The organism is Acidaminobacter sp. JC074, assembly GCF_022496765.1.
Lineage (GTDB): Bacteria > Bacillota > Clostridia > Peptostreptococcales > Acidaminobacteraceae > JABXKX01.
In genome coordinates, this window is sequence record NZ_VANV01000015.1 from 62,825 (window position 1) to 79,200 (window position 16,376).

The window sequence follows — 16,376 nt, forward strand, 5'->3', positions numbered from 1 at the left end:
TATTATAGAAAAATTGTTTTTACACAGTTTCTGCCATCTTCTTTAGCTAAATAAAGCTGCTCATCAGCCATTTGAATGATACTATTGATCATATTGTTATTAGCATTGTTCACTGTCATAACCCCAATACTAACAGAAACATAAGTGGAACCATGCTGAATTTGCTCATCATATATCTTTTTTCTCAACTTTTCAGTCACAACATATGCACCATCTGTACCTGTATCTGATAAAACTGCAACAAACTCCTCTCCGCCATATCTATAGACCTTATCACATGGTCTTTTTAGTTCGTCTCTGATAATACCTGCAATCTTACTTAAACATTCATCACCTTTTACATGACCGTAAGAATCATTATAATCCTTAAAATTATCAATATCTAATATCGCCACTGATAAAGGCTTATGGTTGTATCTACAGTATTCTATTGTATTACTCAACTCTTTGAATAAGGCTCTTCTGTTGCCTACCTGAGTTAACTCATCAATCATTGAAATTTTCTCTAGTTTTCTTTCCATTTCCTTTTGCAGTGAAATATCAACAAGAGATGCAATAAAATACTGTTTTTCGTTGAAAATACCTTGAGTTACTGTTTTTAATATTGAAATTTCCTGTCCATTTTTCTTCAAAACACCCTCGGTTGCTTCTAAACTAAAGTTCTTATGTTTAATTGGACACTCATCAACATCACGAAAACATATGTGACTCTTACAATTTGAACCGATAATATCTTCCCTTGGCAGTCCTAAAAGCTTACATCCAGCATCATTTACATCTTCAATAAGATGACTGTTACAATCTACTATAAAAATGCTTGTATCAACAGTTTTCAATATCAAGTTTGACCAGTTCCTAGCTTCTAAAACTCTTTCTTCTGCCTTTTTCTTTTCTGTAACATCCTCATAAACAGCAACAAGTTCTCCTGTTGGCAGCTTAAATACATAGTTATCTCTCCAACCAGAAATTCTATTGTCTTTGTAAAAGGTTATAGGATATGACATTGGTCTGCCACTTTCCCAAACCTCTTCAAATATATCAAAAAGACCAAAATCCTTTACCATTGGAAATACTTCAGTTACCTTTTTAGACAAGACACTTTGACTATCGATATTATCTATACGCTCTGCAGCATTGTTAAAGTAGGTAAATGTATAGTCAGTGTAGGGATTATCTACTCTCTCATAAATCGCAACACCGCTTTTGAAATTCTGGAACAGCTGATAAAAGACTTCTCTGTTATAAGTTGGTCCTTTATAATTATCCATTACAAATACAGTATGAGATTCTTGACCAACTTTTAAAGTTGTAGCTAGAAATTCTAATTCTATAACTTGACCTTCTTTCAAGATCATTTTACAAGTTCTTTTATCTAAACTTGTTTGAGTATCCTCACACACACTTAAGAAGATATCACAGGTTTTACATAAATAACTATTGCCACATCCATTAATACTATTTGAACACTTAAGTACCTGTCCAACTTGCTGGTCGTTTATTGATTCATTTTCATCAAGTATACGACTAGAAAATGCATCATTATGGTAAGTAATATCAAACTTATCATTTAGAATAAATACCATATTATCTAATCTATCAAAGTATGTACTCATAGGAAAGTGATGAACTTGCGTTTTTTCATTCTGCATTTGACCTCCTATCTTTATCAAAAGCTCTCATAGGTTTCGGTACAGAAAAATAATATCCCTGAGCTATAGGACAACCCAGCTCTTTCAAAACATCGACTTGATGTTCATATTCTACCCCTTCTGCAACAATAGAGATGTTTAATGCTTTTGAAATGTCAATAATGGATTTAACAATAGCCTTTGTTTTGTTACAAGAAGATAACTTCCCAACAAATGATTTATCAATTTTAATAACATCCAAAGGAAGCTCTGTTATGTATTTCATAGATGAATAACCCGTCCCAAAATCATCTATTGATATGATAAATCCCATATCTTTTACAGCATTCAAAATACTGATTGAACGCTCTATATCCATGAGAAGTATATTCTCAGTAATTTCAAGTTCAATAAACTTAGCTTCTACATCGTATTCTTCTATGCTTCTTTCTAATGTTTCAATAAAACTCGGATGAGAAATCTGTTGTGGTGATACATTTATTGATACAAGAAGATCATTTCCGTAGATTTTAAGAATTTCTGGTATATCTTTAAAAACTCTTTCTATCGTTCTTTGTCCAAAATCCATAGACCAATTATTCTCTTCAATAATCGGAATAAACATATTTGGTGATAAGAAGTAGTTATCCTTTTTGAGTCGCGATAGAGCCTCAAGACCAACAACTCGATTTCTTGTTATATCAACTTTCTCTTGATAGTATATTTCAAACTTACTCTTATCAATAGAATCCTTGATATAAGACTCAATTATATTATGATCACTTAATGCTTTATAGTAATCTGAATCAATGAAGACATACTGATGGCCTTTTTCTCTTTTAAGCATCTTCATGGCCTTTACAGCAACATTATATATGTCATCAAATGTATTCATTTTATTAGACCTAGTCACCCCAACTACATATGCATCTAAGTTAAAATTAAATGGCAAACTTTCTTGAAGCAACTTTAAGTTAACTTGATAAGAATCTTCAAATGAGGCTGAATCTACTTCGGTGTTTATCCAAACACCTATTGTGTTGTTACCAAAATAGCCCACGATATATTTACCAAGGACAAGTTTTTTTAACCAATCACCTAGATAAGCTAGCAATTCATCTCCTTTATCCATACCATAAAAAGCATTAAACTTATAAAATTCTTTACAATCAATTAAACCAAATGTGCCATGAGCATCTCCAATCAAATACTCATCAACTACATTTCTAAAATATGCTATATTGGGTAGATTTGTTAACTTATTATAATAGGCCAAGTACTCGATTTCTTTATTTTTCTCAACTAACTCTTTATTAGTTGTTTCAAGTTTGGTCATTTGAGTATTTAATGCCCCAATGTTGTCATACAAATGTTTTTTGATGGCATCTAATGCAACAAACATTGCTATAGAAACAATAGCTATACCAAAATAGACCAGGACGTACGAAACCACAATTTGATTACTTTTTGTTAAGTTCTCAAGATATACCAAATCACGACTAATAATCTTAGACAAAATATAAAATCCATGGAAACTACAGATGACTGATATACATATACCCACTCGAATATTTAAGAATACGCTCGACAGTACAATAGATGTTAAAATCATATAGATTCCAGTACCATATATCCCCTGGTATTGGAAAGCATAAATGCCATAAATTAATAATACAAAAACAACACTTATTAGCTTAATGATGGTCTTAATGCTTTTTCTATATAAAAACATAACTATAGACAAACAAGCAATAAAAAAATCAATTATCGCAAAAACTAAGAGTGATTCAGAAAAATAAAGTACATACAGACCACCTATTAGGCTAATAACACCACCAATTAATAACAACTTATTGATAAAGGGATCCATCTTTTTTATCATGTCATAATCATAAAGATTCTTATATAAATATTTGCCCTCAAGCTCCATAGGTCACCTTCCCTGATAAATAATTAACGTAATCCTTATATACCACACTTTTTTCAGTTCACTCACCAATTACATTTTTTTGTAAAAACTACACAATCCCCTTATAATCCTTCCAAACACCCATTCATTATTATCATATGCCCAAAATTATTACTATTAGACTTTATATATATCAATAATTTTGTTAAAATAATAACGAAAGAGGTGTGTAATATGGAACTACTAAAGGTTAATGGAAACGAATACATAAAGCATGAAGATACCGAAAATTATATGCTACCATTATTTCAAACATTTGATATGAGTTACTTCTTAGATGTATATAAGAAAATTAAGGAACCCTATAAGAAAGCTATAGAAGAGTTTTGGCTTACTGAAGAAGCTGAAATACTAAAGCAATATAATTTAGAGCAAGATTTTTTTTCATATACTTAGAGACTTGGACTGATAAAATAAGTTATTTAATAAGCAATCCCAACAAACCTAGTTTAGTAAAAGCTATTGACATTGAATTTCGTTCTTTAATAACAGGAAATAGTCTAGATGCTTTTAAAGAAATAGATGACGTAATCGACTTTTTGTCTGACCTTCAAAATTTAACCTATTATCACTGTTTAGTGGAAAAAGAAGTCAATGGCAAAATCAGTTGCTCTTATGAATATACTGATATTTTAGAAAAAGTACATATTGACTATCTACAAGAAAGAATATCTGACAGAAAAATGCTTGACAGCTTTTCATCATTATTGAAAGCATCTTGTAATATCTATTTCACAGCATTCAACTCAGTATATCCCCAAGATGCCTTTGAGAAAATATTTCAATGTGCAAAATATGTTGGAAGACTAAAATAAAATACCTCTTATATTTAAAGAGGTATCAAAGTTTATATTGTATAACTTGTTTTTCTATTTGCTCCACAGGCTTAGAGAAATAATACCCTTGAATAAAATCGCAGGACATGTCTCTTAAGAGTTTGAACTGGTCTTTTGTCTCTACACCTTCTGCCACAACTTCAAAGTCAAAGTTATGGGCCATTTCAATAATGTTTTTAAGGACTTCCTCTCTCTTTTGCTCTATAAACCTTTCGATAATAGACTTATCAAGTTTCAGTTTATCAATCGGTAAGAAGGTCAAGTAAGATATTGAAGAGTAACCTGTACCAAAGTCATCCAAAGACATCTTTATGCCAATAGATTTTAGATACTTTAAGAAGTTGAGCACTTCATCCACATTTTCTACCAAAAGACTTTCAGTTATCTCAAAATCTATGTACTTAGGATCAACTTCATATTCCTTCAAAAGTCTTTTCAAATAGTCACCCAGAGACTTATCACCAAGTTGCTTAGGCGAAATATTTACAGCTATAGGCATTTCTATCCCCATCACCTTTAGCTTTGAAAGATACTTGATGACATCTTTAATCACATACCTGCCAATATCTATTATTAGGCCTGTGGTTTCAGCCACTTCAATAAACTGATCAGGATAATACTTGTTGTTCTTTAACCTGATAAGTGCTTCATAGCCTTTGACTTCACCACTGATAGATTCAACTTGAGGTTGATAGACCAGTTTAAAACCATTATTATCTAGAGCCTGTCTGATTGTCTTTTCTATATCAGAACGTATTTGAATCCTATCCAGTAAGGACTTATCAAACATCTTATAGTTGTCTTTGCCCTCTTCCTTTACAGCATACATGGCAAGATCAGTATTTCTGAGTAGGATGTTAACGGATGAACCATCCTGAGGAAACTTTGACACACCAATAGAGAACTTGACTTGGACTTCTTCACGTCCTACCTTAATCGGCTTTCTAAAGAAGTCTAAAACCTTATTGGTAAAGTGGTCAATTTCTTCATTTGTTTCATAATCAATGATAAACAAGAACTCATCTCCACCAAATCTAAAGACTTCTTGGTCTCTAAAATCTGTATACTTTAATTGTTTTGAAATAGCCTTTAAAACTTCATCACCATAGGCATGACCTAAAGTATCATTGATTTCTTTGAAATTATCCAAATCCATTAGTAAAACTGCACCAGATTTACCCATAAAAAGTCTTTCATTTAAGACCTTATCAAACATCCTTCTATTAGGCAGTCCTGTTAAAAAATCAGTGTTGGCCTGAGTCTCAATTTGCGCCTGGTGCTTCTTTATTTCAGTAATGTCTAAAATAACACCCCTAAGTATCTTTTTACCAGTACCTTCTTGGTCAACGGTTTTGCCTCTAACCAAGGCCCATTTTTCCTGGTCTTTGTACTTAGCTTGTGAAAATATAGTATCTGTTAAACCTTGTTTACAAGCTTCTAAGGCTTCTACAAGATTATCCACACTCTCTTTATCAAACATCAATGATATGATGCCAATTGGGTCTTTTGGAATCTCTACATCCATATTTCTAAGTGTATAAGCGCCTAGTAAAAGGTTGACCTCTGACGTATCATAATTGAGCTCCCATACCGTTGTTGAAGTAAACTCAACAGCCATTTCAAATTGGGCTTTAATTGTTTCTAGTTGATTTGTATATACTTTGATATCATCATACTGGGCCTGTAATTGTGCTTCTGAGGCCGCAAGTTGCTGATGAGCAGCTTCCATTTCTAAATTGGTTCTATAAAGTTCTCTTTCATTTTCTTCAAGGCGTTTGTTAACGGCAGCCAAAGACACATTGCTCTTTTTGACTCTAATAGTGTAAATTAAAAAGGCAAAACCAATGAGTACAGCTACAACCACTGCAATGGTCATATTATTAAGTAGAGTCAACTGATTTTCTGTGGCTTTTTTTTCTCTAACTCCAACCACTCTATAATCGCTTACAGACAAACTCGAGAAAGCAAGAAACTCATCAATGCCATATTCTGCTAAATCAATTACCCCCAGTTCCTTAGTAATAATTTCATTCCACAGAAATCTAACTTCTTCAGAAAAATTCTCGTTTTCTATTCTATCCTGTGCTACTTCGTTGTAATAAGTTATATCTTTATCCAGTATTAAACCTAAGTTGGATGTATTCTCGAAATCACCTAAGTTTAAAAGCGATTCCAAATACCATACTTCAATGTCTATACCAAAAGCTCCTATCACTTCGTTTTCCTCGTAAAGAGGAATTGCGATTGTGATTATCTTATCTTCAGTAAAGTAATCGAAATAAGGTCTTGTATAAGTTAAATCACCTTTAGCCTCCATATCTATGTACCAAGGTCTCTCTTCAAACACATAATCAGAAGTGATTCTAATATCATGGTTACTGGTCACCAATAGATTGGCATCTTTGATACCTATCCAAACCAAGTTTAGATGAGATGCAGATGCATTGATGTCATCCAATCTTTGAAGCACATGTTTGTATTTATAAAAAGATTGGACATCCTCAACAGTTTCAGCAGATTTGATAATATTAATAAAATCTTCTTCAAAAGACATCTGACGTGTCAACTCAGTCATAGAAAAAAGATACTCACTGACTTCATTAGCAGCATTATGAATTTCATTTTCTAATCGATAAACAATATTGTCTTCAAGAGATCTTTTCATTTCAAGATTAAAAAAGACCGCAACTACAATTAATGCAAAAAAAACAACTACAAATATGAAACTTACCTTTCTGAAATTATTCTTCATAATGCCTCCTCTCTAGCTTATATTATACCCGAACGATGAATTAATAACCATTGAAAAAGAAGCATCTAAGAATTACTCTTCTTTAAATGCTTCTTCGATAAGCTTAAACATATAGGTTAATCCTGAGTTACGTTTAACATGTGAAATGTTCTCAATCATTGACTTTAGTTGTACTTCAGAACCTACTAAAACAACCAGTTCTTTGGCTCTTGTAATGGCTGTATAGAGTATATTCTTGTTTCTAAGCATAGGTGGTATAGAAAACATAGGCATGACTACAACAGGAAACTCTGAGCCTTGACTCTTATGAACTGTCACTGCATAGGATAGTACAAGCTCATCTAAACCACCAAACTCATAAATAACTTCTCTATCTTCATCAAAGATAACTGTTAAAGACTTGTTATTTGTGTTCACATCTATCACATAACCGATATCACCATTGAAAACACCCTTGCCTTTTTCAAAGTTATAACGGCCTTTCCATTCTATGTTGTAATTGTTCTTTATCTGCATGACTTTGTCTCCCACCCTAAAGATGGTATCGCCATAAGATTTTTCTTCTTTGACTTTAGAAGGTGGATTTAAGGCATGTTGTAAACATTGATTCAAATTTAAGACACCAGTTGGCGAATTTCTCATAGGTGCTAAGACTTGAATATCTTTTATAGGATCAAACTTATAAAAGTTAGGTAGTCTTTCTTTGCAAAGCCCCACAATGGTATCAATGACCTGATTGGCAGACTTACCCTTTATAAAAAAGAAGTCCTTGTCTTTTTCATTAACCTTAGGCATTTTACCTGTATTGATTAAATGGGCATTGGTAACAATCATTGATTCCTGGGCTTGTCTAAAGATTTCTGTTAAAAATACGGTTTTGATAAAACCTGAGTTTATCAAATCACTTAAGACATTGCCTGCCCCAACTGCTGGCAGCTGGTCTACATCACCTACGAAGATCAGTCTTGTGCCAAATGAAACAGCATCTAAAAAGCTGTTCATCAAAAGGATATCCAACATAGATGCCTCATCGATGATGATGATGTCTGCAACCAAGGGATTGTCTGAATCCTTGTTAAAGGCTAAATAGCCCGCATCAGAAAACTGATATTCCAATAGCCTATGAATGGTCTTAGATTCATGTTGGGTCGCTTCTGACATTCTTTTAGCAGCTCTACCAGTTGGTGCTGCAAGTAGAACCTTTAGATTTTGTCTTTCAAATATTTCAATAATAGAGTTTATAATGGTGGTTTTACCTGTACCAGGACCACCGGTAATAACCATAACACCATGATCAACAGACTGGGAAATGGCCTCTTTTTGCTGGTCAGCTAGGGTTATGGATGCATTTTTTTCACAAGCTTCTATCTCTTTATGGACATCCACACTTAACATATCTATTTGTGAATAATTAAGCTTGGATATCTTCTTGCATACATTTAATTCTGCATTGTAATAAGGGGTTAGATAAATGACATTCTGATCTTCAAACATGGTTCTATGAAGCTCACCCTTTATAATCAGCTCAGTCATTTCTTGTTTAACAGCATCCACAGATACTCTTAAAGCATCACAAGCTTCTTTGACAAGCTGGTCTTCATAAGCATAAGTGTGACCTTGTTGTGTAATGAGTGTCATAACATGTTTGATACCAGAATAGATTCTATAAGGACTATCAGAATCCACCCCCATTTTTCTAGCAATATCATCGGCCATCTTAAAACCGATGCCCTTTATTTCTTCAGCTAAAATATATGGATTTTCTGTCACCTTTTCAATGGTTTTTTCTTTAAACTCATTGTAGATCTTAGTTGCATAAGCGAGAGATATATCATACTTCTGTAAAAACATGACTATATCACTCATGGCACGGGTTTCTGCATAAGACTTAACAATTTGGTCTAACTTTGATTTACCAATCCCTTGAATATCTAATAACTTATTAGGATTAAAACGTATAATATCTAAAGTATCTTCACCAAACTTCTCTACAATACGTTCTGCTAAAGAAGGTCCAACGCCTTTTATGATACCTGAACCCAGATACTTGATAATGGCTTTGACTTCAGTAGGCTCTATAACCTCACATGAAGATACTTTAAACTGTTCACCATAAGTTTTATGGAAAGTAGGCTCACCAACAAAACGCATCATTTCGCCCTCTTTTATAACAGGCATATAACCCACAACAATTAAAATCTCATAGTCATGTTCTATAGATGCGATGGTATAACCATTTTCTTCATTTTTAAATATAATCTCTTCTACAATGCCCTGAATTTCCATAAATACTCCTTGATAGTTTCTATACAATCATATCATATTTATAATTAATGCACATCAAGAAAATCACATCATGTAAACTTTAGTTTTTATCTATATCTTAACTTTTCTAATAGACTGATTTTGATGTAAAATTAGCATATAAGAGAAAGCGAGGCTCTATGATAAAAAAGCTTACAGAAGATTTACTAGATGATTTTAAAGATTTTATAAGACAACATCCCATTAAGATGGATGACTACTTTACATGTGATAAAGCCCTTAATGACTTTAATATTGAAGATAACATCTCTTACTTAAGATACGAAAACAACCAAATCATAGGCTTGATGACCATTATGAAAGCTTATGATGTTAGACTAAGATATGCATATGCATTAGACGATGATCTTAAAGACCTTCATGAAGCCTGTAAAAGCGAAGTATCTAGCTATAAGGTTTTCTTAGAAGACGACTCTGACATGTTAGACATCTTTTTAGATTTAGGTCTTACTGTAGAAAGAAAAGTTTATGCCCTAAGAAGAAAAGTTGGGGACATTGAAGTCCCATCACTTGCAAGTTCATATAGACTTGAGGAGCTAAAAATTCCTGATGATGTAGAAACTTTTACAAATATAAGAAACACAGCTTTTGTAAACTTAAAAGGCTCTAGAAAAAGAGCACCTGAAGAATACCTAGAAGGCTTTCAGTCAGAAGCCTACTTTAAAGAAGGCACATTGATGCTTTACCATGAAGACAAGCCTGTTGCTGTCATAAAAGGTGCTTACGAAGATGACATCATCTTTGTCGGACCTATTGCAGTAGACCCTTCTTATCAAGGTAAGGGACTTGGTAGGTATCTATTATCATCACTCATCCATGCATCCAACAATATCAAGAGAGATTTAGAGCTGAGTGTTAATGCTGACAATGAACACGCCTTAAAGTTGTATACTGACTTAGGTTTTTATGTTGAAAAGAAAGTCATTGCATTAATCTGATTTCCAAGTAATCTTACATAGCTTCACTTATAAGTGAAATAAACATCAATTAAATCAGTTGTTACAGTTATAACTGAAACGATGTTTAATTTTAGATTTCATTATAGCTATATCTGAATCATCATAATGTACGATTTTTATCACTGAAAAACCATGCCTATTCTGACATGGTTTTTAAATCTATCAACCTCAAAGAAGGTTCATTGCTTGCTAATCTAATCAAATCCTCTGTAAATCCGCTTCTACTGAAAATATAATATACATACTCATCAAACACCCCTATTAGTTTAGATCTATCTACCAGTTTATTGTAAACGGATACACCAACCAAGGTATTAGTCCATTTACATTCTGCTACAATAACTTTATTGGATGATTTTGCAATTATATCTATTTCCTCTTCACACTTCTTTATTGGATTTTTCCCCCACCATTTACCTATCTGACTAAAAATGAAAGGCAAACTTTTTTCTTTATTCAATTTTAGTAAATAATCTTTACAAACTTCTTCAAACCCAGTTCCAACATAAGTCGATAAATGACTTTCAATATGGTCATGATACATTTCTTCTTCTAACTCTTGTTCTATTAATCCTTTATTCAAAAAAACAAAGCGATACCAAAATCTAAACAATGCATCATCAATCATATATATAGATTTTCTTTGACTAGAGTTATTTGATAAAGGCGTTTCCTTTTTTATAATGTATAGATCTTCCAATACTGAAAGATAACGACTTACCTTTGCTGTGGATTCATTGGCTTTTGTAGCAATTTCATTAAGCTTTGTTGCGCCACTAGCTATTGTTTCAATTAAAGTATTATAAAATTTGATTTCTCTTAACTCTTGTTTCAGCAAATCATAGGGTTCAGTATATAAGTAAGCATGTTTATTGATTAAAGAATCTATTATGTTCTCCTTAATTGATTTGTTGTCATCAAACTCAAGTAAATAATGAGGGACACCTCCAAGTATTGAGTAAGCTACAATCTGATTTTCAATATCATAGTTTTCGAAAAATTTTCTGCTAGTAAAAAAATCCAATGGCTTTATAAACAACTGCATAGTTCTTCTACCGTAAAGAGGACTTTTATATGACAAGATTTCTTTTTCCATAAAACTCACTTGCGATCCACATATTATGATAAATAAATCAGTCTCCTTAAAAACATGATCAATAAGATTTTGAAATAGGGAAGGTATACTTTTATTGGCTTGTGCAATATATGGGAACTCATCTATTACTAGAACTTGTCTCTTTCCATTATAGTGATCAGCTAAAAATCTTAGTGCTTTCTCCCATTCAGGAAAACTGTCCATATAATTAGATGTTTTAGAGTCTTTAAGTATTAAGTCGGAAAACTTTTTTAACGCATAATGGTCGCTATGTTCTTCTGCGACAAAAAACAGTGATGGTTTATCCTTGCAAAATTCTGTCAAAAGCCTTGTTTTACCGACACGACGTCTTCCATACATGACTACAAACTCAAACTTATTTGATGAATATTTTTTGTTTAATGCCTTTATTTCACTTTCTCTTCCAATAAACATAGATTTCCCCCCTTTATATACTTACTATACTACTAAATTACGAATTAGTAAATCTAAAGTTAGTAAATCGTAATTTAGTAATATTTCATTCAAAAGAAATAACCCATACATAATTACAAAATCCATAAACATCAAAACCCACGTTCAATGAATGTGACATAAAACTTATAATCCAGCTTCTTCTTTTAAGATAGTAGCTTTATCTGTATGTTCCCATGCTAAATCAATATCTGTTCTACCAAAATGACCGTAAGCAGCAGTTTGCCTGTAAATAGGTCTTCTTAAATCTAAGTCTCTGATGGTTGCAGCTGGTCTTAAATCAAAGTGCTTTAAGATTAACTCTTGAATCATTTCCTTTTTTTCAGCATACTCTATTTTTTCATTACCCTATGATTCATTGCTAATATACTGGCACTTCTTTAGATAAATGTTAATTTTGCTAGTATATTATCTTTTTTTATTACTATCAACCTTTTTTGCTAGTATACCTGCACTTTTTATAGTATTCTTAATGCTTGAAGGAAAAGTTTATGATATTTCGTCATTACTACCTAGATAAAATTTCAAGTGTAAAGGATGTACCACTCATCAAAGTCATTCTAGGTATGAGGCGTGTCGGAAAAAATAACGAATATGAGATTGATTTTATAGCTAAGAAGAATCATAAAATTCAATATTTTCAAGTAGCTTATTTGTTAAACAGCGAAAGTACAATTGAAAGTGAATTTCGTGTCCTAGAAAAGATAAAAGATAACCATCCAAAGTATGTTTTATCTCTTGATAAAATTGATTTTTCAAGAAATGGGATTCAACATAAAAATGTAATTGATTTCTTACTTGAGTAATATAACATAATATTAAGTTTCCAAACATTATATAACTAAAATATGAGATGCAGAAAAGCCACGTTCATTGAACGTGGCTTAAATCTTATAATCCAGCTTCTTCTTTTAAGATAGCAGCTTTATCTGTTTTTTCCCATGGCAAATCAATATCTGTTCTACCAAAGTGACCGTAAGCAGCAGTTTGCTTGTAGATAGGTCTTCTTAAGTCTAAATCTCTGATGATTGCAGCTGGTCTTAAATCAAAGTGCTTTAAGATTAACTCTTGAATCTTCTCATCAGCAACATGACCTGTACCGAATGTTTCAACAAATAATGATACTGGATGAGCAACACCAATCGCGTAAGCTAACTCAATTTCACATTGGTCTGCAAGGCCTGCAGCAACAACATTCTTAGCAACATATCTAGCAGCGTAAGCAGCAGATCTGTCAACCTTTGTAGGGTCTTTACCAGAGAATGCACCACCACCGTGACGTGAGTAACCACCGTAAGTATCTACGATAATCTTTCTACCAGTTAAACCAGCATCACCGTGAGGACCACCAATTACAAATCGACCTGTTGGGTTGATTAAGTATTTTGTTTCTTCATCTAAAAGACTTGGATCAACAATAGGTGTTACCACATGCTTGATTAAATCTTCTTGGATTTGCTCTCTAGTTGCTTCTGGTGCATGTTGAGTTGAGATAACAATTGTATCTACTCTAGATGGCTTACCATCTACATACTCAATCGTCACCTGAGTTTTACCATCTGGTCTTAAGTACTTAAGTGTACCGTCTTTTCTTACATCTGTTAATCTCTTAGCTAATCTGTGAGCTAATGAAATTGGAAGTGGCATTAATTCTTCAGTTTCGTTACATGCAAAACCGAACATAATACCTTGGTCACCAGCGCCTGTAGAAAGCTCTGACATTTCACCTTCTCTTGACTCTAATGCTTCGTTAACACCCATAGCGATATCGCCTGATTGCTCATCAAGTGCAACAATAACACCACAAGTATCACAGTCGAAACCAAACTTAGCTCTATCATAACCAATCTCTCTTACTGTTTCTCTTACTGTCTTTTGGATATCTACATAACAGTTAGTAGAAATCTCGCCAGCAATTAAAACAAGGCCAGTTGTAATAGATGTTTCACATGCAACTCTTGCGTTTGGATCTTGTGCGTAAATCGCATCTAAAATTGAATCTGAAATCTGGTCGCACATCTTATCTGGATGGCCTTCTGTTACAGACTCTGACGTAAATAATCTTCTCATGTCTTCCTCCTTTATAATTAACGTAATCTACACTAGAATAGTTGAAATTAAAAAAACCTCTTCAGAAAGAAAAGGTGTTATCTAGCCTATCTTTCAGATTACTCTGTAGGAATTAGCACCGTGCTTTAAACCGGTTGCCGGACGTCATCGGGCCTATTCCCTCAGTCACTCTTAATAGGATATTTAATTCGGACTTAACTATATCACATGAAATTCATGTTTGCAAGCATTATTTTTATGTTTTCTTGTTTTTTTATGTCAGTAGCCTCAATATAAATGGCACACTTATAATACAGAATAAAGTTGATACAAATATCATCTTGGATGCCAGCTGAGAGTCATTGCCGTATCTAGAAGCAATAATGGCTGAATTAGCTGAAGCAGGCATAGCCGATAGGACCACTGGTATGGTTAAAAGTAGGCCATCAAAACCTAAGAATCTTAAAACGTAGAAGGTCATAATCGGTAAAACCAAGAGTCTAATTCCACTTACTATAAATACCCAAACATCCGTGAAGATACTTTGAAGCTTAATCTCTGCCAAGATGATACCAATAAACATCATAGACAGAGGGGTTGTTGCAGAACCTACATTTTTAAATGTATCTATTAAAACAGATGGCACCTTTATTGAAAACAGAAAACACATAAAGCCTAAGATGACAGCAAATAGTGACGGATTTAATACATGCACCAGTCTTTCTTTAATAGACTGGTTTTCTTCCTGGCTCTTATGTCTAGACATAATATAAACACCTAAAGTCCAAGTCAGAATATTAAAGGATAAATTGTAGATAGCTGCATAGAACATCCCCTTTTCACCAGCAAGTTCATACATAACAGGATAACCCATATAACCGACATTAGAAAATGTAATCATATACTGGAAGATGTCTCTTCTTGTATCCTTTTGGCCTGTTAACTTAGTAAAGCCATTTGCTAGTAAGTAAACCACTGCATAGTAGATAAAAGATATAATAACAAGCATGCCTGTTTCTTGTAAAACATCAGTTGAAAACTCAAACTGCATGGCTGTAAATATATAGAGTGGTAAGGTGATATTAAGGACCAGTGTCGACAAATGACCTTTTATATCACTTTTTACAACATTTAATTTTTTGGCTATATAGCCTATCATTATTAAAAGAAATAACGATACGATTTTACTTGGATCCATCTTACTCTCCTAAAAACTTAAAAAAGTCGGTATAGCCAGAAGTGATGAACTGATTAAGAATTGGATTTTCAGCTTCCAACTCTGCAATCTCATCTAAACCATACTGGATTTTTAAATCATTCTTTATTTTCATAAGTTGTTCATGTTTAAAACATGTTACAACAAGTTGATTATCAGTAATAAAATACGAACCATAGACATCACCATTTAAATAGTAGACATCTTCTTTAACATGGTCATTGTCTTTGTTAAAAACAGTATACAGTGTGCCTGAATCATATGAGTTTTTCATCATCTCTGGACGTTCAAAGTCAAACCTGAAGGCCTTAGATGACTCTAAATAAAACATACCAATGTATTCTTTCTTGTTGAGTTGAAAAGAAGCCTCTCTTGGCGACATAACCAGATCTTCTATCAAATCACAAGATACCACCTTATGGTCTCTTACCCGCACTTTGGTTACAATCATTTTATAAGCATCAAAGAAATCTATGATAGACCGACAAATGTAGTCACCTTCATAAGGAATGATTTCATTCTTTAGTAGTACGGTAGGTTCATCTAAAAACTCATAATCAAAATCACCAGCTTGTAATACCTTTTTCTTATATATATGATCCAAACCTGCTGTTCTCATCATATAATAATTGATAAGCATAAGATCAGAATCAATAGGCTCACTTATCTTATAATGAAGATCATGGTCTATCTCAAGAACTTCTTCATCCAATAAATACTCATAATCAAAGAAATCCAGCGGAATGTCATATGCATAGATTTGACCAACTTCAATGGCTCTATAAATTAAAGCTGTTGCCTCAGATTTTGTAATCTGAACAAAGCCTGCACCCAGTCCCCCCATCACAGAGGCTGTCATGGCCCCCTCATCTGATGCTTTTACAGTCACTTCAAATCTGTCAAAACCATACTCTTCAAAATCTAGGTGAAAGTAAAGTATCATATTTTCAAAATACAACTTGATACCAATCACACCCATCAATCTTGATTTGGTTGACTCAGCTTTTATAAACTTGTGTTCATCTCGTTCATATACACGAGAATAATCTTTTAAATGTATTAAATTTGGCAT

General features: G+C 33.1%; 11 protein-coding genes, 1 pseudogene and 1 riboswitch. Of the genes and pseudogenes, 3 read left to right on the plus strand and 9 right to left on the minus strand.

The features are described from left to right. Positions 1-2: 2 nt before the first annotated feature. Positions 3-1,649: a sensor domain-containing diguanylate cyclase gene (locus EZV73_RS17200; RefSeq protein WP_240841644.1), complete on the minus strand. Its 1,647-nt coding sequence runs from the start codon at positions 1,647-1,649 to the stop codon at positions 3-5. Next, positions 1,639-3,558 (minus strand): bifunctional diguanylate cyclase/phosphodiesterase, encoded by a 1,920-nt coding sequence (locus EZV73_RS17205; protein ID WP_240841645.1) that lies wholly within the window; start codon positions 3,556-3,558, stop codon positions 1,639-1,641. Before EZV73_RS17205 ends, EZV73_RS17200 begins: the two co-directional genes overlap by 11 nt. A gap of 213 nt (positions 3,559-3,771) precedes the next feature. Between EZV73_RS17205 and EZV73_RS17210 the strand changes: the two genes are divergently transcribed. Further along, positions 3,772-3,993: a hypothetical protein gene (locus tag EZV73_RS17210; protein WP_240841646.1), complete on the plus strand. Its 222-nt coding sequence runs from the start codon at positions 3,772-3,774 to the stop codon at positions 3,991-3,993. Between the two features lie 444 nt (positions 3,994-4,437). Here the strand turns inward: EZV73_RS17210 and EZV73_RS17215 are convergent, their stop codons facing one another. Both EZV73_RS17215 and EZV73_RS17220 read right to left on the minus strand, forming a co-directional pair. Continuing rightward, complete coding sequence (locus tag EZV73_RS17215; RefSeq protein WP_240841647.1) at positions 4,438-7,185, minus strand: EAL domain-containing protein; 2,748 nt, start codon at positions 7,183-7,185, stop codon at positions 4,438-4,440. Positions 7,186-7,257: 72 nt separating this feature from the next. Further along, positions 7,258-9,471 carry an ATP-dependent RecD-like DNA helicase gene (locus EZV73_RS17220; RefSeq protein ID WP_240841648.1) on the minus strand — a complete coding sequence of 738 codons (2,214 nt, stop codon included), beginning with the start codon at positions 9,469-9,471 and terminating at the stop codon, positions 7,258-7,260. A gap of 158 nt (positions 9,472-9,629) precedes the next feature. On the opposite strand from EZV73_RS17220, the gene EZV73_RS17225 reads away from it, so the two are divergent. Continuing rightward, the gene (locus tag EZV73_RS17225) at positions 9,630-10,448 is read left to right on the plus strand and encodes a GNAT family N-acetyltransferase (RefSeq protein WP_240841649.1); all 819 of its coding nucleotides are present in this window, start codon (positions 9,630-9,632) and stop codon (positions 10,446-10,448) included. Positions 10,449-10,605: 157 nt separating this feature from the next. On the opposite strand, the gene EZV73_RS17230 is transcribed toward EZV73_RS17225, so the two are convergent. Next, positions 10,606-12,000: an ATP-binding protein gene (locus EZV73_RS17230; RefSeq protein WP_240841650.1), complete on the minus strand. Its 1,395-nt coding sequence runs from the start codon at positions 11,998-12,000 to the stop codon at positions 10,606-10,608. A 165-nt stretch (positions 12,001-12,165) separates the two neighbouring features. After that, positions 12,166-12,357: pseudogene (locus EZV73_RS17235) on the minus strand (methionine adenosyltransferase domain-containing protein); the annotation flags it as partial. A 173-nt stretch (positions 12,358-12,530) separates the two neighbouring features. Between EZV73_RS17235 and EZV73_RS17240 the strand changes: the two are divergent. Beyond that, positions 12,531-12,845, plus strand: coding sequence for a hypothetical protein (locus EZV73_RS17240; RefSeq protein ID WP_240841651.1), 315 nt, complete (start codon positions 12,531-12,533; stop codon positions 12,843-12,845). A gap of 85 nt (positions 12,846-12,930) precedes the next feature. Here the strand turns inward: EZV73_RS17240 and metK are convergent, their stop codons facing one another. The 3 genes from metK to EZV73_RS17255 form a co-directional block, all read right to left on the minus strand. Further along, on the minus strand, positions 12,931-14,109 hold the full coding sequence (gene metK, locus EZV73_RS17245; RefSeq protein WP_240841652.1) for a methionine adenosyltransferase: 1,179 nt from the start codon (positions 14,107-14,109) through the stop codon (positions 12,931-12,933). A gap of 83 nt (positions 14,110-14,192) precedes the next feature. Next, a riboswitch (SAM riboswitch) is annotated at positions 14,193-14,290 on the minus strand. Between the two features lie 72 nt (positions 14,291-14,362). Next, the gene (locus EZV73_RS17250; RefSeq protein ID WP_240841653.1) at positions 14,363-15,286 is read right to left on the minus strand and encodes an AEC family transporter; all 924 of its coding nucleotides are present in this window, start codon (positions 15,284-15,286) and stop codon (positions 14,363-14,365) included. Position 15,287: 1 nt separating this feature from the next. Then, positions 15,288-16,376, minus strand: a complete 1,089-nt coding sequence (locus tag EZV73_RS17255) for a hypothetical protein (protein ID WP_240841654.1) — start codon at positions 16,374-16,376, stop codon at positions 15,288-15,290.